The organism is Sphingobium sp. CR2-8 (assembly GCF_035818615.1).
In the GTDB taxonomy this organism is placed as follows: domain Bacteria; phylum Pseudomonadota; class Alphaproteobacteria; order Sphingomonadales; family Sphingomonadaceae; genus Sphingobium.
The window spans coordinates 363,381-389,350 of the sequence record NZ_JAYKZY010000001.1 but is presented as its reverse complement, the minus strand read 5'-3'; the positions used below and the strand labels follow the sequence as shown (position 1 = coordinate 389,350).

At 62.3% G+C, this 25,970-nt stretch carries 16 protein-coding genes; 5 read left to right on the top strand and 11 right to left on the bottom strand.

What is annotated here, in order from left to right:
- Positions 1-12: 12 nt before the first annotated feature.
- Together U5A82_RS01740 and U5A82_RS01735 are read right to left on the bottom strand one after the other, a co-directional pair.
- Entirely contained in the window at positions 13-1,623 is a 1,611-nt protein-coding gene (locus tag U5A82_RS01740; protein WP_326288161.1) for an alpha-L-fucosidase, read from the bottom strand.
- On the bottom strand, positions 1,620-3,716 hold the full coding sequence (locus U5A82_RS01735; RefSeq protein ID WP_326288159.1) for a beta-galactosidase: 2,097 nt from the start codon (positions 3,714-3,716) through the stop codon (positions 1,620-1,622). The genes U5A82_RS01740 and U5A82_RS01735 overlap by 4 nt, the downstream gene beginning before the upstream one ends.
- Before the next feature lie 172 nt (positions 3,717-3,888).
- Here U5A82_RS01735 and U5A82_RS01730 point away from each other — a divergent pair, with 172 nt between their 5' ends.
- Positions 3,889-7,935, top strand: coding sequence for a glycosyl hydrolase (locus U5A82_RS01730; protein ID WP_326288158.1), 4,047 nt, complete (start codon positions 3,889-3,891; stop codon positions 7,933-7,935).
- Between the two features lie 74 nt (positions 7,936-8,009).
- Here the strand turns inward: U5A82_RS01730 and U5A82_RS01725 are convergent, their stop codons facing one another.
- Positions 8,010-8,903, bottom strand: coding sequence for a GDSL-type esterase/lipase family protein (locus tag U5A82_RS01725; protein WP_326288157.1), 894 nt, complete (start codon positions 8,901-8,903; stop codon positions 8,010-8,012).
- Between the two features lie 82 nt (positions 8,904-8,985).
- Positions 8,986-11,574 (bottom strand): TonB-dependent receptor, encoded by a 2,589-nt coding sequence (locus U5A82_RS01720; RefSeq protein WP_326288155.1) that lies wholly within the window; start codon positions 11,572-11,574, stop codon positions 8,986-8,988.
- A 334-nt stretch (positions 11,575-11,908) separates the two neighbouring features.
- Here U5A82_RS01720 and dld point away from each other — a divergent pair, with 334 nt between their 5' ends.
- Both dld and U5A82_RS01710 read left to right on the top strand, forming a co-directional pair.
- Positions 11,909-13,651, top strand: a complete 1,743-nt coding sequence (gene dld, locus U5A82_RS01715; protein ID WP_442802146.1) for a D-lactate dehydrogenase — start codon at positions 11,909-11,911, stop codon at positions 13,649-13,651.
- A 78-nt stretch (positions 13,652-13,729) separates the two neighbouring features.
- Positions 13,730-14,479: a FadR/GntR family transcriptional regulator gene (locus tag U5A82_RS01710; RefSeq protein ID WP_326288153.1), complete on the top strand. Its 750-nt coding sequence runs from the start codon at positions 13,730-13,732 to the stop codon at positions 14,477-14,479.
- A 148-nt stretch (positions 14,480-14,627) separates the two neighbouring features.
- Here the strand turns inward: U5A82_RS01710 and U5A82_RS01705 are convergent, their stop codons facing one another.
- On the bottom strand, positions 14,628-16,172 hold the full coding sequence (locus U5A82_RS01705; RefSeq protein WP_326288152.1) for a DUF5060 domain-containing protein: 1,545 nt from the start codon (positions 16,170-16,172) through the stop codon (positions 14,628-14,630).
- A gap of 180 nt (positions 16,173-16,352) precedes the next feature.
- Here U5A82_RS01705 and U5A82_RS01700 point away from each other — a divergent pair, with 180 nt between their 5' ends.
- Positions 16,353-17,633: an MFS transporter gene (locus U5A82_RS01700; protein ID WP_326288151.1), complete on the top strand. Its 1,281-nt coding sequence runs from the start codon at positions 16,353-16,355 to the stop codon at positions 17,631-17,633.
- A gap of 197 nt (positions 17,634-17,830) precedes the next feature.
- Here U5A82_RS01700 and U5A82_RS01695 read toward each other — a convergent pair whose 3' ends face one another.
- From U5A82_RS01695 to U5A82_RS01670, 6 genes are all read right to left on the bottom strand, one after another.
- The gene (locus U5A82_RS01695) at positions 17,831-18,838 is read right to left on the bottom strand and encodes an NAD(P)H-dependent flavin oxidoreductase (protein WP_326288149.1); all 1,008 of its coding nucleotides are present in this window, start codon (positions 18,836-18,838) and stop codon (positions 17,831-17,833) included.
- A 34-nt stretch (positions 18,839-18,872) separates the two neighbouring features.
- Entirely contained in the window at positions 18,873-19,640 is a 768-nt protein-coding gene (locus U5A82_RS01690; RefSeq protein WP_326288148.1) for an enoyl-CoA hydratase, read from the bottom strand.
- A gap of 20 nt (positions 19,641-19,660) precedes the next feature.
- Positions 19,661-20,851, bottom strand: a complete 1,191-nt coding sequence (locus U5A82_RS01685) for an acetyl-CoA C-acyltransferase (protein WP_326288147.1) — start codon at positions 20,849-20,851, stop codon at positions 19,661-19,663.
- Between the two features lie 28 nt (positions 20,852-20,879).
- Complete coding sequence (locus U5A82_RS01680) at positions 20,880-22,556, bottom strand: long-chain fatty acid--CoA ligase (RefSeq protein WP_326288145.1); 1,677 nt, start codon at positions 22,554-22,556, stop codon at positions 20,880-20,882.
- A gap of 3 nt (positions 22,557-22,559) precedes the next feature.
- Complete coding sequence (locus U5A82_RS01675; protein ID WP_326288143.1) at positions 22,560-24,341, bottom strand: acyl-CoA dehydrogenase C-terminal domain-containing protein; 1,782 nt, start codon at positions 24,339-24,341, stop codon at positions 22,560-22,562.
- A 140-nt stretch (positions 24,342-24,481) separates the two neighbouring features.
- The gene (locus U5A82_RS01670; RefSeq protein WP_326288141.1) at positions 24,482-25,021 is read right to left on the bottom strand and encodes a MarR family winged helix-turn-helix transcriptional regulator; all 540 of its coding nucleotides are present in this window, start codon (positions 25,019-25,021) and stop codon (positions 24,482-24,484) included.
- Positions 25,022-25,225: 204 nt separating this feature from the next.
- Here U5A82_RS01670 and U5A82_RS01665 point away from each other — a divergent pair, with 204 nt between their 5' ends.
- A complete protein-coding gene (locus U5A82_RS01665) occupies positions 25,226-25,969 on the top strand; it encodes an SDR family NAD(P)-dependent oxidoreductase (RefSeq protein ID WP_326288139.1) in 744 nt (247 codons plus the stop codon).
- The last annotated feature ends 1 nt before the right edge of the window (position 25,970 follow it).

Genomic DNA, 25,970 nt, shown 5'->3' with positions numbered 1-25,970 from the left:
GTCTCTCCGGTCTTATTCTTTGAAGCTGATGCGCAGGGCGTAGGGCATCGCATCGGCGCTGCTTTGCGGCAAGCTGATGTTGAGGCCCCGGGCCGTCTGTTGCCATTGGACCGCGCCGGTGCCGAGCAGGTCTATCCGGTCGATTGTGCGATCGAGATAGGGCGTGTTGGCGTAGAGCGTCTTGATGAGGACCGCGCCGTCGGCTGGGCGTTCCAGCCCCAGCGCATAGAGATGGCCGTCCTTCGTCGTGAAGCGGATATCTTCCTTCGTGAAGCTGGCGACGTTCTTTTCGGTGAACTGGCCGACCTGGCGGACATGGCCGGACTTGGTCGGGCCTTCGCCGAAATAGAGGAAGGGGCGTGTGCCGTAGATGGCCTCGCCATTCACCTTGAGCCATGCGCCCATGCCGCGCAGGACGGTCGCGATCTCTTCGGGAATGGTGCCGTCCGCCTTGGGACCGACATTGAGCAGCAGGTTGCCGTTTTTCGACACGATGTCGATCAGGTCGGCGACCAGCGATTTGGGCGTGCGGTAGCTGTCATTCTGGGCATAGCCCCAGCTTTTGATGCTGACCGACGTGTCGGACTGCCATGGCGTGAGTTTGAGCGCGTCGGTCTTGCCGCGTTCCAGGTCGAACATCGCGCTGCCCTCGGCGAACTGCGATCCCTTGTAGGCGATGATGCCGGGCGCTTTCCATTGCGCGGAGCGGTTGTAATAATAGGCGGCGGTGTCGCGCATTAGCGGTTCGAACAGGGGCGAAGACGTCCACCAGTCGAAATAGATGAGTTCGGGTTGATATTTGTCGATCAGTTCCGACGTGCGCGCCATCCAGTCGTTCAGAAATTGCTTGTTGGGCGGACTCCAATTGTGGAGCAGATCGCTGTCGGGCCAGTTGTCGGGCTTGTCGGCGGGCAGGCCGGTGGGCGCGGCGGGACCGTAAAGGCCCGCATTTTTCGGATCGTTGACGTCGGAGTCATAGGTGCGGCCCTTATGATACCACCACCAATGTTCCGCGCGGTGGGAGGACAGGCCGAAATGCAGGCCCTGGGCGCGCGCGGCCTTCGCGATTTCGCCGGTCACGTCGCGTTTCGGCCCCATGTCCGCCGAGTCCCACTTCGTAAAGGCGGACTGGTACATGGCGAAGCCGTCGCAATGTTCGGCGACCGGCACGACATAGCGGGCGCCCGCGTCGGAGAAGAGCCTGACCCAGGCGGCGGGATCGAACTTCTCCGCCTTGAACTGCGGGATGAAATCCTTGTAGCCGAACTTGTTCTGCGGGCCGTAGGTCTTCAGATGATGTTCGTAGGCCGCGTTGCCCGGCACATACATGTTCCGGCTATACCATTCATTGGCATAGGCTGGGACGGAATAGACGCCCCAGTGGATGAAGATGCCGAATTTCGCATCCTGAAACCATGCGGGGGTGCGGAAAGCGCGCAGGGAGTCCCAGTCGGGGCGGAAGGGGCCGGTGTTGACGCCCTGCTTCACCTTGGCGAGTTGCGCCTCGACCGGCGCGGCCTGATAATCCATCGGCCAGGGCGATGGCGGCGCGGACTTCTGGGCAAGCGCCGGAGCGGTCAGGGACGTGAGCGCGCAGAGCGCGGCGATGAGAGGCTTCTTCACTTGGTGGCTCCCCGTTGCAGGACGGCGACGCCTTGCGCCGCCAGCGTGACGGCCTGTTTGCGGCCGCCCTCCAATATGTCGGTCATGGTTTCGGGCAGGGTAACGCTGCGCGCTTCCCGGCCATGGTTGATAAGGATGACGATGGCGCGGCCGTCGCCTTCGCGCGTCATCAGTTCGACGTCGGCGGGGACGGCGAAGTCGCGCGCGACCCCTGCGCCGCTGAGCGCATTATCGATCAGGGTCTTCATCAGATCCTTGTCGAGCAGCGCGCCGACATAGGTGATACGCCCCTTGCCAACCTGTCGCGTCAACGCGGCGGCGTGGCCGTCGAGCCAGCCATTGGCCTTGCCATAGCGCAGCAGCACCTGCGTGTCGGGGGATTGGACGGTCAGGTCTTCGGCCCAGATCGTCGCCTTGCCGGTGCCGACCTCTATGGGTTCGTCCAGCGCATAATATTGTTCGACCTGACCGCCGAGCAGATCGGCGAGCGGGCCGGGCTGGCGGCGGGGTTGCAGCCGGTCATAGGCGTCGCGCATGCCCGACCGCGGGCCGAGGATGAGGTGGCCGCCTGCTTTGACGAAGGCGGTCAGTTTTGCCGTCATGTCGGGCGTCAGGATGGCGAGATTGGGGGCGACCACCAGTTTGTAGCGGTCGAGCGGACCGGCGGCCTCCACGATGTCGACGCTGCCCAGCGCATCCTTCAACGGCGCATAATAGTCGAGCAGGACGCCGATCTGGTCGTAATCCTTATGGTGCGGCTGGAAATCGATGGTCCAGCGGCTGGGATAATCCTGCACGATGGCGACGGGGGACACAGGCGTCGTTCCCGCCAGCAGCGGCGTCGCCTTCGCCATGTCGCGCCCGATCCGGGTCACTTCCGCATAGACCGGGAGCGGCTTACCGTCAGGGCCGAGGATGGAGCCATGCATCGTTTCCTGACCGTTCAGGGCATTGCGCCATTGCCAGTAGAGGATGCCGTCCGCGCCATGGCCGATCGCCTGCCACGCCATGGCGCGCGTTTCGCCAGGATAGAGCATGTTGCTGACCGGCGCCCAGTTGACGAAGCCGGGCTGGATTTCCATCACCCAGAAATTCTTGCGCTTCCACCCGCGGACCAGATCATGGCTCGCGCCGTTGCGATAGGGGAGCAGGTGGCCGGAGCCGACATAATTGTCCCAGGAGGCAAAATCGAGGTCGCGGTTGATGGCGTAGCGGTCGAACCTGTTCGCCCAGCCCAGGCCGCCGAGATTGGTCGTGATGAACTGCGATGGCAACGCATGGGCGCGGATCGCGTCGAGCTGGTTCTTCTGGAAGGCGACCCACTGGCTGGTGATGTAGCGTTTCTGCTCCAGCATCAGGCCGGGATTGCCCTTTTCCGTATTGAACGGCACCTGGCTCCAATCGCTATAGGTTTGCGACCAATAGCGGGTGGTCCAAGCGTCGTTCAATGTGTCGAGCGTGCCGTAGCGGGCCTTGAGCCAGTCGACCCAGCCGGATTTCGCGGCGGGATCGTAGCTTTCGTCGGTATATTCGTTACCGATCTGCCAGCCGATGACATTGGGTTCCTTGCCCAAGGCCTGCGCCATCCGGCCGACGATGTCGCTGGCGAGCTGGCGATAATGGGGATCGGAGATGGAGAATTGACGGCGACCGCCATGGCCGATCTGTTTGCCGTCGCCGTCGATGCGCAAAACTTCCGGATATTTCTGCGTCATCCAGGCGGGCGGGGTGTCGGTGGGCGTGCCGATCACCACCTTGATATCATATTTCGCCGCCAGACGGACCGCGCGGACGAGCCAGCCCATGTCATAGGCGCCCTCGGTCGGCTCCATCGCACTCCAGGCGAATTCGCCGATGCGTGCGACATTGGCGCCATGGGCCTTCATCAGGCGCAGATCTTCCGCCCAGCGCTCTTCGGGCCATTGTTCGGGATACCAGGCGGAACCGAGATAAAGCTTGTCGAACTGCTTCTGGCCATTCCCGGCGGCGGCGCCCGGTGCGGGGGCCGCCTGGACAGGCGCGGCCAGCAACAGCGCAGGTGCGACCAGTGCGGCTTTCCACCAGAAAGATGGCTTGTAGTAACGCCCCTTCATACCCACTCCATCCGTCGCCAGCTCAATTAGTATTATTTTATGATATTTCCTTGTCCTTGGCTATTAGTATGAGTAAAATGAGTCAACCGGTTTCGCCGCATCGCATGCAATTCGCTGCGATTTCAGACAGGTGCAGGCGATCGTGACAGGAAAAGATGGACGGGAGAGTGGGATGACGCGCGCATTTTTGGCCAGGCTGGCGAGCAGCGTGGCGATGGCGGCGGTCGGTGTCCTGCCCGTTGCCGCGCAGCAGGCGGCGCAGCCTGATGCGAACAGTCCGGACGCGGACAGCTTTCGCAATCCCCCTGCCGATGCGCGGCCCCAGACGCTCTATTTCTGGATGAACGGCAATGTGACGCAACGGGGTATCGACGCCGATCTGGATGCGATCGCCAAGGCGGGACTGGGCGGCGTGCTGGTGTTCGACGGCAGCGACGATGTGCCCAAGGGACCGGTGGATTATCTCAGCCCGCAATGGCTGGGGCTGATGACCCATATGATGGGCAAGGCCGATAGCCTCGGCCTGCAAGTGGGTATGCATAATGCGCCGGGCTGGTCGTCGAGCGGCGGGCCGTGGATTGCGCCGGAACAGGCGATGCAGCAGATCGTGTGGACCGAAACCACCGTCGTGGGCGGCAGGCGGGTGCGTGCCACCCTGCCCCAGCCTTATACTAAGCTGGACACCTATAGGGATGCGGCCGTGATCGCCTTCCCGGCGTCCGATGGCGACGAGAGCCATTATCGCGCCGCTATTGCGTCGATGCGCGCGGGCGGCGCGGTGGATGTCGCGCGGCTGACCGATCGCGACCTCCACAGCAGCGTGGAGATCGCGCCCGACGCGCCGCTGGTCGTGACGATGAAGGCGCCCTTTACCGCGCAGGCGCTGACACTCTATGCGCAAAAGGACGCGCCCGGCTTTTCCGCCACGCTGGAACGGTCCGACGACGGTCGAAGCTGGTCGCCGGTGGGGAAGGTCAGCGTGGCGGTGGAGCGTGGGATCGAAGCACCCGGATCGATCAATTTCCCTGCCGTCACCGCCCGCTATTTTCGGATTACGCCATCCGCCAAGGTGAAGCTGGCCGAAGCCCTGCTCTATGCGACCCCGCGCATCGCGGATTGGGACGTGAAGGGCGAACATGGTTTCCGCATGGGCGCGGTGACGAAGGGGCCGGGCGACGCCCCCGCCCCCGACGCGATCGATCCGGCGACGGTCATCGACCTGAGCGCCCAGGTGGACGCGCAGGGGCGGATCGATTGGGTCGCGCCGCCGGGGCGCTGGACGATCCTGCGGCTGGGCCATACGCCGACGGGCAAGGTCAATGTGGCGGCTTCGGATGCGGGACGCGGGCTGGAGGTCGACAAGTTGAGCGTCGCGGCGGTCGATCATCAGTTCGACAGCAGTGTGGGTCGCGTCGTGAAGGCCGCCGGGCCGCTGGCGGGCAAGGCCTTCGCCAATCTGGAAATCGACAGTTATGAGGCGGGGTTGCAGAATTGGACACCGACCCTGATCGCCGATTTCGAGCAGCGCAACGGGTATAGCCTGCTACCCTGGCTGCCGACGCTGACCGGGCGAATCGTCGGCGACGCCAGCCGGTCGGACAAGCTGTTGTTCGATTTCCGCCGCACGCTCGCGGACCTGATGGCCAACAATTATTATGGGCGGATGCAGCGCCACGCCAATGCGGCGGGGCTACGTTTCTATACCGAGGGCTATGGTCCCGGCCCGTTCGACGCGTTGCAGGTCAGCGGCCGGGCGCAGGTGCCGATGACCGAATTCTGGAGCCGCACCCCCTGGACCGACAACCGCACGGTCAAGATGGTGGCGTCCGCCGCCCGTGTCTACGGCAAGAGCGTGGTCGCGGCCGAAGCCTTTACCGGGGAAGCCCAGACCAGCCGCTGGATGGACTATCCCTATTCCATGAAGACGCTGGGCGACCAGATGTTCGCCCAGGGGTTCAACCAGATCTTCTTCCATCGTTATGCGCACCAGCCCAATGTGCTGGCGGAGCCGGGCATGGTGATGGGGCCATGGGGCATCAATCTGGACCGCACCAATACATGGTTCGGCCAGTCGAAGCCCTGGATGGATTATCTGGCGCGCAGCCAATATATGCTGCGGCAGGGGCATAATGTTGCCGATATCCTCGTCTTCGTGGGGGAAGACAGTCCCAACCAGTCGGAAAATATCCGGCCCGATGTGTCGGCCGACGCCAATCCCCGGATCGGGCAATATTTCGATCCGCTGATCCCGGCCGGTCATGCCTATGATCTGGTGAACGCCGAAGTGCTGCTGACCCGCGCCAGCGTGGCCGATGGCAAGGTCGTGCTGCCCGATGGCGCACGCTATGCGGTGCTGGCTTTGCCCGGCGGGATGACGAGCCTGACCGGTGCTTTGGTGGCGCGGCTGCGGGCATTGGTGGAACAGGGCATGGTGCTTCTGGCCCCCCGCCCCACGCGATCGCTGGCGATGGACGATGCGCAGTTCGATGCCGATGCCGCGGCCTTGTGGGGCGCGACGGGCGACGGCGCACCACGGCAGGTCGGCAAGGGCAAGGTCTTTGCCAGCGGCCCGATCGCCGATGTGCTGGCGGCGACGCGGACCGCGCCCGATGTCACGTGCGATACGGCGACGCCGGATGGGCAGATCGCATGGCTGCACCGCAAACTGCCCGACGGCGACGTCTATTTCCTGGCCAACCGGCAGCGGCGGGCGGAGCGCGTAAGCTGCACTTTCCGCGTCGCGGGCAAAGCGCCATCCTTGTGGGACGCAGAAACGGGGGCGGTCCGTCGCCCCGCGCTGTTCGGGGCGTCCGACAAGGGCATGCGCGTCGCGTTCGAGCTGTCGCCCGCCGGATCGACCTTCGTGCGTTTCGGTGAACCGCTGGATGGCGTGAAGCCGGTCGCCTGGGTCGCAAAAGACGGCGAGCGCTTTGCCGATGTGGCTTTGCGCACGCCGATCGTCGCTGCGCCTTCGGACAGCTTCACCCTGTCGCTCTGGGCCAAGCCGGACCTGGACCTGCGCTTGATGCCGCAGGAAAGCGCGACGGGGCGGATCAACGAGACGGGGAAAAACTATCTGGTCAACGCCCGGTCGGGCCGCGACATCCACGGGGAAGGCACGGCGATCGCAGGCCTGGCCGTGGGGCGCAACGGCGCGTTCGTGATCGAACGGGGATCGCCGGACGATGTGCCCGCCGTGCTGGTGGCGCATCAGCCGATCGCGGGATGGAGCCATTTCGCGCTGGTCTATGACAAGGGCGTGCCCAGCCTCTATATCAACGGCACGCTGGCGCGCACCGGCGTGAAAAGCGGACGGACGGTCTTTGCCGGTGGGTCCGATCCGGCCGCGCCCAATGGCATGACCTATTTCTTCGAAGGCAATTTCACGCCGCTCCAGACAGAGGCGCGCGCGCTGACGCCCGACGAGATCGCGAAGGCGGCGGCGGCCGGACCGCCCACCCCCTCGTTCGACGCCGGCCCCGCGGCGATCGCGCGGGGCGCGGATGGGCGGCTGACCATGCAGGTCTGGGAAAGCGGGCGCTATACCAGCAGCGACGGGCGGCGCGTAACGGCCCACGTGCCTGCGCCGCAGACGATCGAGGGGCCATGGACCGTTGCGTTGCAGCCGGGGCGTGGGGCGCCTGCGTCCATCACCTTGCCCGCGCTCCAATCCTTGAGCCAACATGCCGATCCGGCGGTGCGGCATTTTTCCGGCACCGCCACCTATGCACGGAGTATCGACGTGCCTGCGCACGCGCTGAAACAGGGCCTGCGTATATGGCTGGACCTGGGCCGGGTGGAGGTGCTGTCAGGCGTGCGCGTCAACGGCCGGGATCTGGGCGTGGTGTGGAAGGAACCCTATCGCGTCGATATTACCGATGCCGTCCATGCGGGCACCAACCAACTGTCGCTATCCGTCACCAACCTGTGGGCGAACCGGATGATCGGCGACGCCGCTCTGCCCGAAGAAGGCCGGTTCGTCGACAATAGCGACTGGACGATCGGACAAAAGCCGGGTGCGGACGGCAAGATGCAGCCGGTCATGGCGCGCAAGATCGTGGAACTGCCCGACTGGTACAGGAAGGGAGAGGCGAAGCCGGCAGGCGGGCGCGTGACGTTCACGCCGTGGACCTTCTTCCAGGCGGACGAGCCGCTGCTTGATTCGGGACTGCTGGGGCCGGTGCGGCTGCTATTCGCCAAAGACGTGACGCTGAAATGACAGGCAATGGGCGCATGGAGCGCCCGCCTGCAGTCGCTAGAGCATAATCCGATCATACAGGATCGGACCATGCTCTAGTTATTCTTTGTTTTCCGCGCCGTGCGCCTGTCAGGCGCGGCGGCCCGATGTGCGAAGGCGGTGTCGATAGCGGCCTGAGCCAGAGGAGTCATGACGTCGAAACCCAAACGATTGGGATGCAGGCCATCGTTCGACAAGCCATCCCGCATTCCATTGTCCCTGTCCGCCAGGCCGCCATGATATTTAGCGAGAACGAGGCGCTTTTCCCTGGCATAGTTTTCCAGCCAGCGATTGAGCCGGACGATATGGGGCGCAGGCTTTGTTTCAGGCGCGCCCGCGAAAAAGGCGCTGGGCGTGATTTCGCCCAGGATTACCGTGATACCGTTCGCCTGTGCCAGATCGACCATCGACTGGATGTTGGATCGGGTCAGCGCGGTTCCAAGCGGGCTGGCGATGTCATTGATGCCGCCCATGATATGGACCACCGCAGGATGAAGGTCGATCACGTCCTGACGAAAGCGCGCCAGCATTTGCACGGTGGTTTGTCCGGAAACGCCCCGATCAATCACGTCGCGCGTGAAAAGCGAGGGGGTCGCCAGTTTCCATGATTCCGTGATGGAGTCTCCAATGAACACCACGCGCCGGGCGCTGGGCCGCCCTAATGACCGGTTCTCCTCCCGGTATCGGCAGAGGCCGTAGGGATCGATCTTCGTCCAGTTGGCATAATTCATCTGGTCTTCGCGGCTCGCCGGCGCGATCTTGCCGATATGCGGCCTCGGCTCGACGATCAGAGCCATCCGGGATGGACTGACTATAGGCATGGGCGGGCAAGCGATGGCATCGGTCGAACGGGATTCGTCAGGCGCCGCGATAGTCTGGGCGGAGGTTGGCACGACCAGCGTAGCCGACAGGAGCGCGAGGACTTTTGCACATGCTGACACAGCTTTCATGATCCACCTCCAAGGTCGGCAGCGCAAACAACCATAAAAATGTCCCCGCGGGTGCAGCCGCGGGGACAGGGGGAGGAACGGATCAGAAGGTGACGCGAACGCCGCCAAGCACCTGGATATCGTCCTGATCCAGGTTGCCGACCAGCGTTTCGCGGCCATAATAGGTGTGCGCCTTGGTGCGGGTAAGGTTGCTGCCTTCCAGCGACAGGGTGACATTCTTCGTCACGTCCAGATTGATCGACGCGTCGAGCCAGCCATAGGCCTTGCGATAGACCGGCAGGCCGGTAACGACATTGTTGGTGAACAGGCCGGTCAGGAACTTGTCGCGCCAATTATAGGCGAGACGGGCCGAGAGCGGACCCTTTTCATAGATCAGGCTGGCATTGTAGCTATGCTTCGACAGGTCGGTCAGCGGCGTGGTCAGCCCCACGATCGATGTGCCGGTCGAGCTGTCCACGAACGTATAGTTGGCCTGGACGCCGAAACCGCTGAGCAGACCCGGCAGGAAGTCGAAAAAGGTCTGGCCGCCCACTTCGACGCCCTTGATCTTGCCCTGGTTGCTGTTGGTTGGCGCGGAGATGCTATATTCGATGCCGTCGATATTGCGCAGGACCGTGCCGGTGAGGATGAAGTTCTGCACGCTGCGATAGAAACCGGCTAGATAGAGCGAACCGGTGGGCGAGAAATAATATTCCAGGCTCGCGTCCAGCTGATCCGCCTTCAACGGGCGCAGGTCCGGGTTGCCTGAAGAACCGGTATTCTGGGCCGGGACCAAGGTCAGCGTCGGCGCCAGCTGGCCGAAGCCCGGCCGCGTGAGAACCTGAGACGCAGAGAGGCGCAGTTGAATTTCGTCGCTCAGCTTGAACCGGATGTTCGCGCTGGGCAGAACGCTCAGATAATTGCTGTCCTGGTTGATGGGGGTCGGCACGGTCTGACCCGCGTCCAGCCGGTTGCCAGTCACATTGAGACCGGTGCGAATGACACGCAGGCCGATATTGCCGTCGACGGGGATATTGCCCATGTCGAAGCCATATTTTGCCATGGCGTAGCCCGCGAGGGTGGTTTCATCGATGCTGTAAATGCCAGGCTGGCTGACGGTCACAGGGGTCGTGATGCCCAGACGCTGGCGAATGGCGTTGAAATTGTCGATCGAGCGCAGGGGATCGGGGTTGGCGACCAGGAAATTCTGGTTGATGTTCGTCGAGCCATTGAACATGCCGTTGAGCGGATTGGGCATATACAGGTCGGCGAAGGGCACGGCGCTCAGGCGAGCGGTCGCGGTGCCGGGCGTCTGGAAGAAGCGGACGGGCGAGAAGTCCATGCCGCGCTTGGCCCAGCGCAGGCCGAAGTTCAGCGACTTCAGGAACGGGCTTTCGATGTCGAAGGACGAGTCGGCCTTGATCGCCCACATGTCGCCTTTGAAGTGATTTTCGTTCCGGGTCAGCGCGCCCACTGTGTAGCTGGCGATATTGTTGAGATCGATGCCGCTCAACAGCATCGTCGGCACCGACGTGCTGACATTCTGCTGCGCGCGCGGCGCAATGCCGGCGAGATCGAGTTCGGAATAATAGAGCGTGTTGGTGGACGTCGAATAGCTGGCATCGACGTTGAGGCGCATGCCGTCGGTCTGATAGGTCACGCCGCCGGAATATTGGAAATTCTCGTCATAGGTATCGCGCGCCACACCCAGCGTGTTGAAAGCGACATTATTGTAGGTAACCGATTGGATATCCGTGGTGCCCGTGAACAGGGTTGCGCTGCCCGGCACGGCCGCTCGACCATTGGTCGGGATATTCAGCCCATATTGCTCCTGGATCGAATTGAAATCCTGATAGCCGACCTGGCCGTAGATTTCCCATTCCGGCGACGGCTTCCACTGCACGATGGCGTCGATGCCGATCCTGCGACGCACGCCCTTGATGGCAGGCTGGTTGGAACCGTTGGGCGCGTTGACCCGCTGTCCGGCGATGATGTCGGTGCGGCCGTTGGGGGCGCCCACGGTGGCGATGTCGGTCGCGAAGGCGCGTTCCTGATAGGCGGCGCTGACCAATATACCGAATTCGCCAGCGTCCGTGTCCCAGCTATTGCTGACGAGGACCGAGGCCATCGGCTTCACGTCGTCGGCCAGATCGGAGTAGCGGGCGCGGGCGCTGGCGCTGAAAACGAAGCCCTTCTTGTCGAGCGGCTTGCGGGTGCGCAGGTCGATGACACCGCCGATGCCGCCTTCGATGAGGTCGGCCGACGGCGTCTTGTAGACGTCTATGCCGGAGAGCAGTTCCGAAGGCACGTCCTGAAGGTTGAAAGAGCGACCGCCACCGGCCGTGAAGATTTCACGACCGTTCATGGTTGTCAGCACCTGCGACAGGCCGCGAATGGCGACGCCGCCGCCTTCGCCGCGGTCGCGGCTCACCTGAATGCCCGATACGCGCTGCAAGGCTTCGGCCACATTGATGTCGGGCAATTTACCGATGTCTTCGGCGACGATGGAATCGACGATCTTGTCTGAGTTACGCTTGATATTCTGCGCGGACTGAAGGCTGGCGCGGATGCCGGTGACGACGATGTCGGCAGCATCGCCACCCACCGAATCCTGAGCATAGGCCATGTTTGGCACGAAGCCGATGACGCCGCAAACCGTTACGCCTGCAAGAATATGGCGAATCAAACGCATAACCCCTCCTACTGAACCTTATATGTCTATCGTTATATAATACTATAATATGAGTTCAAGCGATTTGTTGGAGTAATGTGTCGAGGACATGGGCAGTGGCTTCACATCATGTCGGATGCCGCCGCAGGACGCTGGATGCTATTTCGGAGTCATTTTCGCGCATGAGTTCCAAGACGGCTAAGCGGCATAGCCTGGCTTGCGCCATCAGGCAGGCGCGCGCCGCCCAGATGATGGCGGAAAAGTGATCCCTTCCCACTGTGCCTCTTTTCTTTTCTATAATTAGTAATATGATATGACCTAGATATATCAGGTGAAGACGCATCGGATGCGTCCGATGGAGGGGCAAAGCGGCGCGATGGCGGGGAAACCGACGGAACTGCTGGTCAGGTTGCGAGGGATCGTGGGTGGTTCGCACGTCCTGACGCGCGATCGGCAAACGCGGCGCTTCCGTCTGGGCTATCGTTTCGGAGCGGGGAAGGTGGCGGCGGTGGTGCGGCCGGGCACGCTGGTCGAACAATGGCACGCGCTGGCAGCCTGCATCGACGCCGGCGCGGCCATCATCATGCAGGCGGCCAATACCGGGCTGACGGGCGGATCGACGCCGCATGGCGACGCCTATGACCGGCCGGTCGTCATCATCAGCACGACGCGGATCAAGGCCATTCACCTGATCGACGGTGGCAGACAGGTCATCTGCCTGCCCGGCGCGACACTGGATGCGCTGGAGCGGCGGTTGCGACCGTTGGGGCGCGAACCGCATAGCGTGATCGGATCATCCTGCCTGGGCGCAAGCGTCATGGGCGGGATATGCAATAATAGCGGCGGATCGCTGGTGCGGCGGGGACCGGCCTATACCGAACTGGCGCTCTATGCCCGGCTGGAAGCGGACGGCCGCCTGTCGCTGGTCAATCATCTGGGCGTGGCGCTGGGCGATGATCCCGAAACGATGTTGAACCGGCTGGATCGCGGCGCCTTTACCGACGCCGATGTCATGCACGAGGACGGTCGCCGGGCGTCCGACCATGATTATGCGACCCATGTGCGCGACATAGATGCCGACACCCCTGCCCGTTTCAATGCCGATCCGCGCAAGCTGCACGAAGCGTCGGGCAGCGCGGGCAAGCTGGCGCTGTTCGCCGTGCGGCTGGACAGTTTTGCAAAGGAGGACGGATCGGGCGTCTTTTACATCGGCACCGATGACGCCGATCTGCTGGCGACGGTGCGCCGCGACATGTTGCGCGACTTTGGCGGCCTGCCGATCGCGGCGGAATATGTGCATCGTACCGCGTTCGACATCGCCGCCGACTATGGCAAGGATCTGTTCCTGGCCGTGCGCATGCTGGGGACCGACCGGCTGCCCGCGCTGTTCGCGGCCAAGGCGCGGGTGGATGGCTGGATCGACGCGCTGGGGCTGGGCGGGCGCGGATTGACCGATCGCTGGCTCAATCGCCTGGCCGGTTTATTTCCGCAGCATCTGCCGGCGCGGATGCGGGCCTATCGCGACCGCTATGCGCATCATCTGATGCTGCGCATGGCGGCGGAGGATCTGGTCGCCATGCGCGCCTATCTGCAGGGCAGTTTCGCCGGGCGGGACGGCGATTATTTCGAATGTTCAACAGAGGAAGCGGACAAGGCGTTCCTGCACCGCTTTGCCGTCGCGGGCGCGGCGGTGCGCTATCGCGAGGTGCATCGCGATAGGGTGGAGGATATCGTCGCGCTGGATATCGCCCTGCCCCGCAATGCCCGGGTGTGGACCGAGACATTGCCGCCCGCCATCGAAGCGGCGGCGATCGCCAAACTCTATTATGGCCATTTCTTCTGCCATGTCTTCCACCAGGACTATGTCGTGCGCAAGGGTACGGACGTCCATGATTTCGAAGCGCAATTATTGCGCGTACTGGACGATCGCGGCGCTGAATATCCGGCCGAACATAATGTCGGGCATCTCTACCCGGCCAAACCGGCGCTGGCGGACTTCTACCGCACGCTTGATCCGTCCAACCGCATGAATCCGGGTATCGGACAGATGCCGATGGGTTCCCATTATGACAGTGGACCCGAAAGTTCATGTCTGTGATCTGGTTTCAGACGCGCGAATAGCCTAACAGCGGGTGGATCGTATCGCGCGACCATGATCGGGGTTGAAGGACATCTTTTGGCAAAGCAGCAGACATCCGGCTTCGAAGCCTATCTGAAACCGACATCGTCGACCCATGATCAGATCGCCAAGGTGTTGGGTGCGGAGATATTGGCGGGGACCTATCCGCCCGGCAGCAAGATGCCCGCCGAACAGGAAATCATAGACCGGTTTGGCATTTCCCGGACGGTGTTGCGCGAAGTGTTCAAGACGCTGACCGCCAAAGGCATGATCGTGTCCAAGACGCGCGTCGGCACCAGCGTGCGGGACCAGCATTACTGGAATTTCTTCGACGCGGACGTGCTGGCCTGGCGCGTCAGCCTGGGCATGGACAGCGATTTCCGCCGGGGCATCGCCGAAGCCCGTGTAGCGGTGGAGTCGCGCGCGGCGGAATTGGCGGCGCATCGCGCCACGCCCGACGATATCGCATTATTGCGTGCGGCCGTTGCCGGCATGCGCGCCGCTGTCGGATCGCGCCAGAAATTTGCCGAGGCGGACCTGGCGTTTCACCAGGCGATCGGGGCGTCGTCGGGCAATTTTCTGCTCAACGCCTTTTCCACGGTCACAGAAGTGGCGCTGGTTGCGTCCTTCCTGATGCTGCCGCTGGAGGAGGACGATATGCACGAGGAAACCGTGCTGCGTCATGAGCGGGTGGTGGACGCAATCGAAGCGGGCGCGGCCGAGGAAGCGGGCCGCTTGATGGCGGAGATCATCGATTTCGGCGCGATCAAGATATCGCGCAGCCTGTCGCGTACGCAGCGGGATTGACGGATAATAACCGACCGGTTGCTGTTCAGCGGCGACGGCTAATGGGCCAGTCGAGATTGGGGGACTGGACCCCGGCCTTTGCCGGGGAACAGGTCGCCCTCATGCCCCGCACCATCTGCGGGACGACGACACCGGGCTTTCTATCCTGTCAGACTTTCACCAGTCGCACCGCGATCCACGGTTTCCCCGGCAAGGTCACGCTGGGCCGGGCGGGATCGTAGAAATCATAGTCGCCGCGCTGCTGCATGCGAAACACGCCGTCGACCGGTGTGACGGTCATGTTCCAGGTGTCGATGATGTCGAGGCGATAGGCGTTCATCGGCTGGCCCTTCTTGCCGGGCAGCACGACCGGCCACTGTGTGGGTTGGTCCGACCCGAAATAATGGAGATAATATTCGAACTCCTTGCCCGCCATCGCATAATTCCACCAGGTCTGGATTGGCTCGATGCCCGGCGTCGGTCCTTCCTCCATCACCTTGCGCAGGAAGGCGAGGCGCGGCGGGCTGGTCCCGGTCAGCTTGCCGCCCTGCCCCAGCCATGAATGGTCGGCATTCTGGTTGGGATCGAATGTTTCGCTATGGCCGACATAGGTGCCGCCGATCAGGCCCCACCAGAAACGTTCGACCATCTGTTCGCCGGTCAGATTGCCCCAGCGCAGCTTCGAATTGCCCTCATAGCAGACCTCATCGAAGATCACGGGTTTCAGGCCGAAGCTGCGATGCAGTTGGGCGCGGACATCGTCCAGCACGGCCGCGCCATTCTGGATGCTGCTATGGGTGATCCATGGCTTGCGATTGTCGTAATAGATGGTGATCTGATGGATGGAGCGCAGCCGGTCATGCGGGTCTTCCGCCTGCACCAGTTGCAGCAGATAGTCCCAGTCGGCCATCGTCTTGGTCTTCACCTCGTCATATTCGTTGGCCATCGACCACCAGACATTGCGATAGGCGCTGAAGCGGGCGACGACATAACGGACATAGCGTTCGTCGTCGGCGCGGCGCATGTCGTTATAGCCACGCTTTTCATCATAGGGGTGATAGAGGATGATGTCCGCCTCTATGCCCAGGTCGCAGAGCTTGCGGATGCGATCTTCGAACCGGCGGAAATAGGCGGGGTCCAGGCGCGTGGCGTCCCAGTCCTTGAGGCCCGGTCCGGTGCGCGCGAAAGGGTTGGTCGCGACCGATTCGACGTTGGGCGTCACCAGCATCCGTATCTTGTTGAAGGGCGCGCGCTCGAGCGTCGCCAGCGTCTGCGCGCATTTCGCCTCGCTTTGCAGCGCCCAGCTATAGGATGTCGTGCCGACCTGGCGGAAGGGCGTGCCGTCCGCATAAGCGAAATGATAACCGCCTGCGACGCGGACGGGACCATGATTGCCCTGGGACGGCGGGGTGCAGGCGAAACTGCCGGTCTTGCCGTTCATCGCCGCCGCGCTGCTCTGGCTGGTCCACTGCCAGCGGCCGATATCGGGCGGGCTGAAGCGGACGCGATAGACGCCATCGCCATCGTAGAAGCCCGGCACCCGGACGGTCTTGCCATCGCACGAGAAAGCGACCGACAAGGTCACATCGTCGAAGGGATTGCCGTCACGTGGGCCGTCGAAGCGCAGTTCGAACACGCCCCACCGTTCTGCCTGCGCCGGACTATCCGCCCGCGCCTGCAACGGCGCAGCCATCGCCGCCGCGCCCAAACCCATCGATCCTGTCAGAATGTTCCGCCGCGATACCGTCAACCCACCTCTCCTCTCCATATTTTCGTGCGCTTAAAAGGCCTTTTGGTCCGATTCAGTGCTGGCCTGCCATTTAATATTATTATATGAGCAATGATGTCATATAAATAGCGGACCGACAAGGTTCGACAGTGGGGGAGGAGAGCCATGTCCGTGACGACCGCCATCGATGCCCATCCGGCCGATATGCAGCCGGATGACGCGTGGAAGAATAGCATATTGGCGGGCCTCGCCAACTATATCGACGCGGGATCGATCGTCGCGGGATCGGCCGCGCTGGCGCTGTGGGTCGAAACCTACAGGCTGAGCAACGATCTGGTCGGGATGATCGGCGCCTTTGGCCCCAATGCCATTTCGGCGGGGGTCGGCGCGTTCATCGGCGGACGGCTGTGCGACATGTTCGGGCGCAAGAAGATCTACCAATATGACATGCTGTTCTACGCGTTCGGTATGTTGTGGCTGATTTTCGCCATGAATGCCTGGATGATCGTGGTAGGCTTCTTCCTGGTGGGTCTGGCGGTGGGTGCGGATATTCCCGCGTCCTGGTCGCTGATCGCGGAAATGGCGCCCAAGGGCGCGCGGGGCAAGCATAGCGGCGTGGCACAGGTGCTCTGGTATCTGGGACCGGTCGTGGTGCTGCTGATGTTCCTGGCGCTGTCGCCGCTGGGCTTGCTGGGCGCGCGGATCGTCTTTGCTCATCTGGCGATATTGGCGGTGGCGCTCACTTTCCTGCGATCCAGGATGCAGGAATCGCAGCGCTGGCTGGATGCGCAGGCGAGCGACAAGGCGTCGGGCCAGCCCAAGGTCGGGCTGCGCGACCTGTTCACCCGCCAACATATCCGGTCCATGGGGTTCCTGGCGGGCATGTATGTGTTCTGGAACCTGTGGGCGGGCACCAACGGTTTCTTCTTTCCCTATATCCTGCGCACCGTGGGCAACCAGACCCAGGCCATGTCGGTCGCGATCCAGGCCGGCAGCTTCCTGATCGGCATGGCGTCGATCTGGCTGATCTTCATGCGCTGGTCCGATCGGGTGAACCAGCGGACGATGTTCCTGGTGTCCGCGATCATTCAGGTCATAGGCATGTCGCTGCTGGCCCTTTTCCCGCTGACACTGCCGGTGGCGATCACGCATGTCGTGCTGATGGCGTTCGGCCAGGGCTTCGGCGCGCAATGCTTTTTCCAGTTGTGGAGTTCGGAGATGTTCCCGACCCTGTTGCGCAGCACGGCGCAGGGGGTGATGTTCGCCGTCGTGCGCATATTGCTGGGCATCTGGAGCTTCTTCGTGCCGATCCTGACGGCGGCCGGCTTCACCAATCTGGCCTGGATATTGACCGGCTTCCTGGTGGTGAGCGGCATCATCGGCTATTGGGGCGCACCGCGCAACGAGGGCAAGTCGCTGGAGGAACTGGAAGCGGGTCTGGGCTGAAGCGCGCGCGTCCGGCCCGCGCCGATAGGCTATCGGCTTTGAGGAAGCGTGATGCGGGTCATTTCGGACGGACGACGACGACGCACGCTGCCGCTTTTTGGGCCGGGCCGGGCTGATGGTCCAGCAGGAGGATCGGCAGTAAGAGAGCTGGTCGAAACGGGCGGCCATTCGCCAACGCCCGTTCCGACTTCCCCGGTCTATGCGGCCTTGCGTGCGGGATCGGCGGGCTGGTTATCCGCTAGGGACATGAGGCGTTGGCGGATCAACGCATCCGCTTCGCCCATGATGCGATCGATAAGCTGCTGGCAGGTCGGGATATCCTTGATGAGGCCTACCACCATACCGCAGCTCCATGCCCCTGCGTCCATGTCGCCGTCGATCATCACCTTGGGATAGACACCGGCGACCTGGTCGTGAATGTCATCGATGGTGATCGCGTCACCCTTTTCACGCTCGATTTCCGCAAGACGAGTGACTCCGGCATTGTTGAGCACCCGTTCGGTATTGCGCAGCGAGCGCATGATCAGGCGGGTATCGAGTTCGGTGGCATCGACGATCGCCTGCTTGACGTTGGCATGGACCGGCGCCTCTGTCGTAGCGATGAACCGGGTGCCCATGTTCACGCCATCGGCACCAAGCGCGAGCGCGGCGACCAGGCTGCGTCCGTCCGCCATTCCGCCCGATGCGATGAATGGCACCATCAGTTCTTCCGCCGCACGGGGCAGCAGGATCATGTTGGGAATGTCATCCTCGCCGGGATGGCCCCCGCATTCGAATCCGTCGACACTCACCGCATCGCAGCCGATCCGCTCCGCCGTCAGGGCATGACGGACAGACGTGCATTTGTGGATCACCTTGATTCCCGCAGCCTTCATCGTCGGCATATATTCAGCCGGACTGCGACCGGCGGTCTCCACGATCCGCACGCCACCCTCTATGATCGCCTGGATATATTCGGGATAGGGCGGCGCACTGAAGGTAGGCAGGAAGGTCAGGTTCACGCCGATCGGCTTGTCCGTCATCTCACGGGCACGGGCGATTTCTTTCGCCAGCAATTCGGGTGTGCGCTGGGTCAGGCCGGTGATGACGCCCAGCCCGCCAGCATTGGACACGGCCGCCGCCAGTTCGGCGAAGCCGACGAAGTGCATGCCGCCTTGAACGATGGGATGCTCGATCCCGAACAGCTCGGTAATTCTGGTACGCATGATAAGCTCCTGAATGAAAGATAAGGTTTTGGGATCAGACCTGTCGGACAAAGCGGGGTGGACGTTTCTCGGCAAAGGCCTGAACGGCCTCGGCGAACTCGGCACCGGTCAGCCCCTCCGCCAAAAGACCAGCTTCACGCACGATCAGCGCCTCGATCTCGTCCGCATTGCCCCGCAGCAGCGCTTTGGATCGTGCAAGCGCAAGCGGTGGCATCCCGATAAGGCGCTGGCAATAATCGCGCGCCTCGGCGATGACCCGATCGTCGGCGACCACGGCGGAGACGATGCCGCAGGCATAGGCGGTTTGCGCGTCGAACGGATCGCCCAGCAGCAGGTGCCGCGCCGCCCGCTGGCGTCCCATCGCTGCTGGCAACAGTTGTGAACTGGCATATTCCGGTACCAGCCCGAGCGCGACGAACGGCACCGCGAAGCGCGCGCCTTCGCCCGCGACCACGAGGTCGCAATGCAACAACAGGGTCGTGCCGATCCCGACCGCCATTCCCGTCACCCCCGCCACGACGACCTTGGTCGATCGCAGCAACGCGCGCATGAAACGGAATACGGGCGATCCCTGGTCGATCGGCGGATTGACCTGGAAGTCGACCAGATCGTTGCCCGCCGTAAAGCTCTTTTCACCGCCGTGGATCAAGATGACGCCGATGCGCTCGTCCTGCTCCGCCGTCTCGAATGTATCGGCAAGCGCGGCATACATCTCGGCGGTCAGTGCATTGCGCTTGTCGGGCCGGTTGATGATGATTTCCAATACGCCGTCTGTGACGCTGGAACCGATGAACTGCGACATTGGAAACATTCCTTTTGATCTCATGAGGCTGGGCGTTCCAATGCGATCGCAGTCGCCTCACCGCCGCCGATGCACAGCGCCGCGATGCCCCGCGTTTCGTTGCGCTGGGCCATCGCCGAGAGCAGGGTCACGATCAGTCGCGCGCCCGTCGCCCCGATCGGATGGCCGAGCGCGCAAGCGCCACCATGAACGTTCAGCCGTTCGCGAGCGAAGCCCAGATCCTTTTGCGCCGCCATCGCCACGACCGCGAAGGCTTCGTTGATTTCGAACAGGCCGACATCGGCCATGGACCAGCCGACCTTGTCCAGCAGCTTGCGGATCGCAGGAATCGGCGCGGTCGTGTACCAGGCCGGATCCTGGCTATGCGTCGCGTGACCGCGAATTTCAGCCAGGATCGGGTGGCGGCCTGCCACCGCTGTCGATCGTCGCATCAGCACCAGCGCCGCAGCACCGTCCGCGTTGGCCGACGCGCTGGCGGCAGTAATCGTACCATCGACACGGAATGCAGGTTTGAGGCGCGGTATTTTTTCCGGTGCCACGCGCAGCGGGTGCTCGTCGGTATCGACGATCGTCGGCCCGCTTTTGCCCATGAGTGTGATCGGCGCAATCTCGGCGCGAAACCGCCCCTGTTCGATGGCGTCGCGCGCGCGCGTCAGCGTCTCTGCGGCATAGGCGTCCTGATCGGCACGGCTGAAATGATAGGCTTCCACCGCGACCTCGCCGAAGTCGCCCATTGCGCGGCCTTTTTCATATGCGTCTTCCAGCCCATCGAGCATCATATGATCGAATGTCGTGGCGTGGCCCGCACGATAGCCGCGGCGCGCCTGATTCAGCAGGTAGGGCGCATTCGACATTGATTCCATGCCGCCCGCGACAATGATGTCGCCGCTGCCCGCTGCGATCAGGTCGTGCGCCAGCATCGCGGCCTTCATGCCCGACCCACAAACCTTGTTGATCGTGGTGGCGCCAACGGCATCAGGCAACCCAGCACCGCGCATCGCCTGACGCGCGGGTGCCTGTCCCTGCCCCGCTGGCAATACGCAGCCCATCAGCACTTCGTCCACATGACCCGGTTCGACACCCGACCGGGCGAGCGCGGCGGAGATCGCATGGCTGCCCAGGGCATGACCTGACAAACTGCTCAACGCCCCATTGATGTCGCCCAAAGGGGTGCGAACGGCAGCGGCGATGACGACGGGATCCGGGTTCATCATAAATTCCCTACAATTTCATGCGCAGTCATGCCGCCGCGCCGACCATACCGAACAGCGGGGCGTAGATCAGGCGCAACCGTTTCTTGTCGACCTTGCCGGTTGCGCCCAGCGGCATTTCCTCAATGAACTCGACTATTTCGGGCAGCCACCATTTTGGAAGCTTGTCGACGAGGAAATCACGAATCTGGTCCGCCGACATGTCGGTTCCGCTGCGTAGCCTGACGATCAGCAAGGGCCGTTCGTCCCAGCGTTCGCTGGGAATGCCGATCACCGCGCAATGCTCGATCGCCGGGTGGAGCGCCACGGCATCCTCAATCGTGAGCGAACTGATCCATTCGCCCCCCGACTTTACGATGTCCTTGGCGCGGTCCGTGATCTGCATGATGGAATCGGGGTGGATCACCCCGATATCGCCTGTGTCGAAATAGCCGTCCTCGTCGCAGATTTTCACGTCGGATCGGAAATATGCCGAAAGGACAGCGGGGCCGCGCACCATCAACCGACCCGACGAGCGGCCGTCATGTGGCAGGGTCTGGCCATCCTCATCCCGTATCGTCATCTCGACACCATAGAGCATCCTTCCCTGGCGCGCGGCGGCCGACAGCGCATCTTCGTCGTCGGCAAGGTGCCGAGGAAGGTATCCGCCGATCGTTCCGCTTGGACTTGTCTCTGTCATGCCCCAGGCAGTCACGATTTCGACGTCCAGGTCATCGCGCAGACGCCGGATGAGCGAGCGCGGGACTGCCGAACCGGCAGTAAATAATCTGCGTAATGTCGGTACGCGCTTGCCCGTCTGCATCAGATGCTGGTGCAGCGCGGACCACATCGTTGGTACGCCGGCGGCGTGGGTGACCCCTTCACTCTCGATCAACGCATGAAGCGAGGCCGGGTCCAGCGCGGGGCCTGGCAGCACCAGCGACGCGCCGATCATCGGTGCGATATGCACCAGACCCCAGCAATTGGCGTGGAACATCGGCACGACCGGCATCATGATGTCGCCGGTTGTCAGGCCATAAGCCATAGCGGCCAGCATGGCATGCAGACTATTCGAGCGATGGGAATAGAGCACCCCCTTCGGATTGCTGGTCGTGCCTGATGTGTAGAACAGGCTGCACGCGCCATCTTCGGGAAAGTCGCCCCATCTTTCGGGGCGTGTGCCATTGGCAAGAAAAGCCTCCAGACTGATCGCGCCGAATGTGTTCGCGGGCATTTCGACCTCACTGGTCAGCAGCACGAACAGTCGAACCGATGAAAGCGACCCCGCGATCGCTTCGACCAGGGGCAGGAAGGCCGGATCAAGAAAGATCGCGCAATCGCCGGCATGATGGATGATCCAGATGATCTGCTCCGGCGTCAGGCGCGGGTTAAGCGGATGTATGACCGCCCCGATGCCGCCCGCCCCGTACCAGAGTTCGATATGCCGGTCGCTATTCCAGGCAATGGTCGCAACAATATCGCCGGCACCAACGCCATGGGCGGCAAATGCGGAGGAGATGCGACGACTTTGCTGTTCGATCTCAGCATAGGTTGTCGTGCGAAGCGCCAGATCATTGCCGCGACTGACGATCTTGGCATGAGGATAGGCCGCTGCGGCATGGGTGATGATCTTGTCGATCGTCAACGGCCAATTCTGCATCAGACCTGGGATCGGCTTCTTCGCGTCATCGAAGGGCGCGCGCGCTGCTATATCGTCCAATGTCATGGCTCAGAACTCTTCCGCAGCAAGGGTCATCAGCGGCGCAGCACCGGCTTTCAGCGTGGCCAGATGCGCGTCGGCAAACGGCAGCATCTTGGCGAAGAAAAAGCGCGCGGTTGCGAGCTTGGACCCAAAGAATTCAGGGTTTTTTGCATAGTCGCGCTTGGCTGCGATCGCCATCATTGCCCAGACATAGGCCTGCGCAAGAAAACCGGTAATCTTGAGATAATCCATGGAACCGGCGCCCAGCGCATCGGCATCGTCCAGCGATTGATCCCGCATCCATTGCGTGGCGAGATCAAGCCGATCGCGACTTTCGCGCAACGGGATGATGAATTCGCCATATTCGGTATCAGTGGTGAATGCGTCCAACAGGCTATCGACAGGTTCGGTCAGATGGCGGATCATACGCCCGCCTTCCATCGGTAATTTTCGCGCGACGAGGTCTAGCGCCTGGATGCCGTTTGCACCTTCGTAAAGTTGCAGAATGCGGATATCACGCACCAGCTGTTCCATGCCCCATTCGCGAATATAGCCGTGACCGCCCAAGACCTGCACGCCGATATTCGCCGCTTCCGAGCCATTGTCCGACAGCCAGACCTTCACGACCGGGGTCATGAGGGCGACAAGCGCATCGGCACGGGCGCGCTCGGCCGGATCGGCGTGGCGAGCGGCGATGTCGACATGCGACATCACCCAGAGCGCCAGAGCACGACCACCTTCGGCATAGGCCTTCATGGTCAGCAACATGCGGCGGACATCGGGATGGACGATGATCGGGTCGGCTGCTTCCAGTGGCGCCTTCGCGCCGCCCGCCGCCCTGCCCTGCAACCGGTCGCGGGCATAGGCGGCGGCGGATTGATAGGCCGTCTCCGCAGCACCCTGCCCTTGGGCGGAAAGCAGCAGCCGCTCGGTGTTCATCATCGTGAACATGGCGCGAAGGCCCTTATGCGGTGCCCCGACAATCCAGCCCAGCGCACCGTCAAAATTCATGACGCAGGCCACGGCGCCCTTCATACCCATTTTGCGTTCGATCGAGCCGCATGCAACGCCATTGCGTTCGCCAGGCTCGCCATCGGCGTCGGGCAGGAACTTGGGCACCAGGAAGAGCGAGATGCCCTGCACGCCTAGCGGAGCATCGGGCAGTTTTGCGAGGACGAGGTGGACGATGTTGCCCGACAGATCATGTTCACCGGCGCTGATGAAAATCTTCGTGCCTGTGATCGCATAGGCTCCGTCCGAAACCGGCACCGCCCGGGTGCGCATCAGGCCCAGATCCGTTCCGGCATGGGCCTCGGTCAGGCACATCGTGCCGGACCATTCGCCTGAAATCATCTTCGGCAGATACAGTTGTTTCAGCGATTCATCCGCATGCGCAGCGATCGCCATCGCCGCACCGTGGGTCAAGCCGGTATATTGGGCAAACGACATGCAGGTCGCCGCCATCATTTCGGTGAGAATATATTCGACGAAAGCGGGCAGATCCTGCCCTCCATAAGCCGTCGGGCCGGTCAGCGCGGGCCAGCCGCCTTCGCAAAAGCGGTCATAGGCTTCCTTGAAACCCGGCGGAGTGATGACCGCACCATCGACGAAACGGGCGCCGATCTCGTCCGACTGGCGGTTCAAAGGAAACAGAATGTCGGTCACGTAGCGACCCGCTTCGACGATGACCTGCTCGATCAGGTCCGGCGTGGCATCGGCAAAGCCAGGCAGATCCGCAATGCGGGCAAGTCCCAGCACATCGTAGACAAATCTGTAGTCCTCGAGCGGAACAGAATAGTGCGTCAACACATCCTCCCTGGACAGGGTCGAACCCGCTGTCTCTTACTTTATGTGTATATGCACATATAGGGGAGTGGATCGGGGCGCAACATCTTTGTGACTAAAGGTGTTTGAATAGAGAATATTGCAACCGGAATTGCAGAGGCAACTCAGCGAGCGCTACGATCGCAGTCCTGCCCTCCAAGGCTGGCAAGTATGCGCGTTTCCGCCAGAATATTGGTCCACATGGCATCGCCCAATACGGTCCTGAGCGCGGCCTGCGCCTCCAGCCATTTGGGCAGCGCCTCCTGAAGCGCCGCAAAGCCAGCATCCGTCATGCGGACAATTCGTGACCGGCGATCCTTTCCTTCGATCACTTCGACGAAGCCGAGGCGCTGCATCAGATCGACATTGCGAGCCATGGTGGTGCGATCGGTCTCCATATGCTTAGCGAGCTGCAGCATTGTGGTCTCCCGCAGATAGTATAAGCGCATCAATATCGACGCCTGCGCAGCGCTGACCTGGCATCCGTCCAGATACTCGCCATAGATCTTGCTCAAAGCCCGGTTAGCCGACCGCACCCCTTCTGCCAGGCAGATATGGGGCTGGTAGCGCACCTCTTCGAGATAGGGGATCAACCGCTTCGTTTCCATATGCGTGTTGATACACCTACTTCCGCCTTTTGTCACCAAAGTTGTGCCGATGCCCATATCAGCCGACGAAAAGCGATTGACGCTTACGGATAAAGTGTAGATACACATTTCTGTTGACGGTCTACAGGGCTGCTTCTTGGGCGAGGATGTGAACGGCAGTTGCGGACGGCTTTATGTCATGCAGCCGTGTCGGCTACCCGGTCCGAAACAGCGCTCCGTTCTCGTCAAATCGTCGCAGACTTACAGTATCGGAACGCCACCATGTCAACTCGCAACGCGTCCGTCGCCATCATCGGCGCAGGCGACTATATCGGCAGCGAGATTGCGAAGAAATTCGCGGCCGAGGGCTTCACAATATATGCAGGGCGGCGCGGCGGCGATAAGCTGGCGCCGCTCATTGCCGAGATCACCGCCGCCGGCGGCCAAGCGAGTGGCCGTTCGCTCGATGCGCGCGAGCCGGACGATGTGACCGCCTTCCTTGCCGAAGCAGAAGCGCTCGCACCGCTGGAACTATGTATTTTCAACGTGGGCGCCAACGTCCAGTTTCCGATCCTTGAAACGACCGACCGGGTTTTCCGCAAAGTCTGGGAGATGGCGTGTTTCGCGGGTTTCGTGACCGGACGCGAAGCCGCTCGCATCATGCTGCCGCGTGGCAAGGGCAAGATCTTCTTCACGGGCGCGACCGCGGGCTTGCGCGGCGGCGCAGGCTTTGCAGCCTTCGCATCCGCCAAATTCGGCATTCGTGCAGTGGCGCAGGCGATGGCGCGCGAATTGTGGCCGCAGAATATTCATGTCACCCATCTGGTCATCGACGCAGGCGTAGACACCGAATGGGTGCGAAAGATCATCGCGACCCGCGAGGGCCAGGAAGTGCTCGATACGATGCCGCAGGATCGTCTGATGCCGCCGTCCGCCATCGCCGAAGCCTATTGGATGCTGTTCCAGCAGTCTCCAGCGGCGTGGACTTTCGAGCAGGAGATCCGTCCTTATGGAGAGAAGTGGTGAA

What these genes read in the sequence shown, in the direction of transcription:
- U5A82_RS01735 (WP_326288159.1), bottom strand. Translation starts at nt 3,716, where the DNA reads ATGAAGGGGCGTTACTACAAGCCATCTTTCTGGTGGAAAGCCGCACTG.
- U5A82_RS01730 (WP_326288158.1), top strand. Translation starts at nt 3,889, where the DNA reads ATGACGCGCGCATTTTTGGCCAGGCTGGCGAGCAGCGTGGCGATGGCG.
- U5A82_RS01725 (WP_326288157.1), bottom strand. Translation starts at nt 8,903, where the DNA reads ATGAAAGCTGTGTCAGCATGTGCAAAAGTCCTCGCGCTCCTGTCGGCT.
- U5A82_RS01720 (WP_326288155.1), bottom strand. Translation starts at nt 11,574, where the DNA reads ATGCGTTTGATTCGCCATATTCTTGCAGGCGTAACGGTTTGCGGCGTC.
- dld (WP_442802146.1), top strand. Translation starts at nt 11,909, where the DNA reads ATGGAGGGGCAAAGCGGCGCGATGGCGGGGAAACCGACGGAACTGCTG.
- U5A82_RS01705 (WP_326288152.1), bottom strand. Translation starts at nt 16,172, where the DNA reads ATGGGTTTGGGCGCGGCGGCGATGGCTGCGCCGTTGCAGGCGCGGGCG.
- U5A82_RS01700 (WP_326288151.1), top strand. Translation starts at nt 16,353, where the DNA reads ATGTCCGTGACGACCGCCATCGATGCCCATCCGGCCGATATGCAGCCG.
- U5A82_RS01695 (WP_326288149.1), bottom strand. Translation starts at nt 18,838, where the DNA reads ATGCGTACCAGAATTACCGAGCTGTTCGGGATCGAGCATCCCATCGTT.
- U5A82_RS01690 (WP_326288148.1), bottom strand. Translation starts at nt 19,640, where the DNA reads ATGTCGCAGTTCATCGGTTCCAGCGTCACAGACGGCGTATTGGAAATC.
- U5A82_RS01685 (WP_326288147.1), bottom strand. Translation starts at nt 20,851, where the DNA reads ATGAACCCGGATCCCGTCGTCATCGCCGCTGCCGTTCGCACCCCTTTG.
- U5A82_RS01680 (WP_326288145.1), bottom strand. Translation starts at nt 22,556, where the DNA reads ATGACATTGGACGATATAGCAGCGCGCGCGCCCTTCGATGACGCGAAG.
- U5A82_RS01670 (WP_326288141.1), bottom strand. Translation starts at nt 25,021, where the DNA reads ATGGGCATCGGCACAACTTTGGTGACAAAAGGCGGAAGTAGGTGTATC.
- U5A82_RS01665 (WP_326288139.1), top strand. Translation starts at nt 25,226, where the DNA reads ATGTCAACTCGCAACGCGTCCGTCGCCATCATCGGCGCAGGCGACTAT.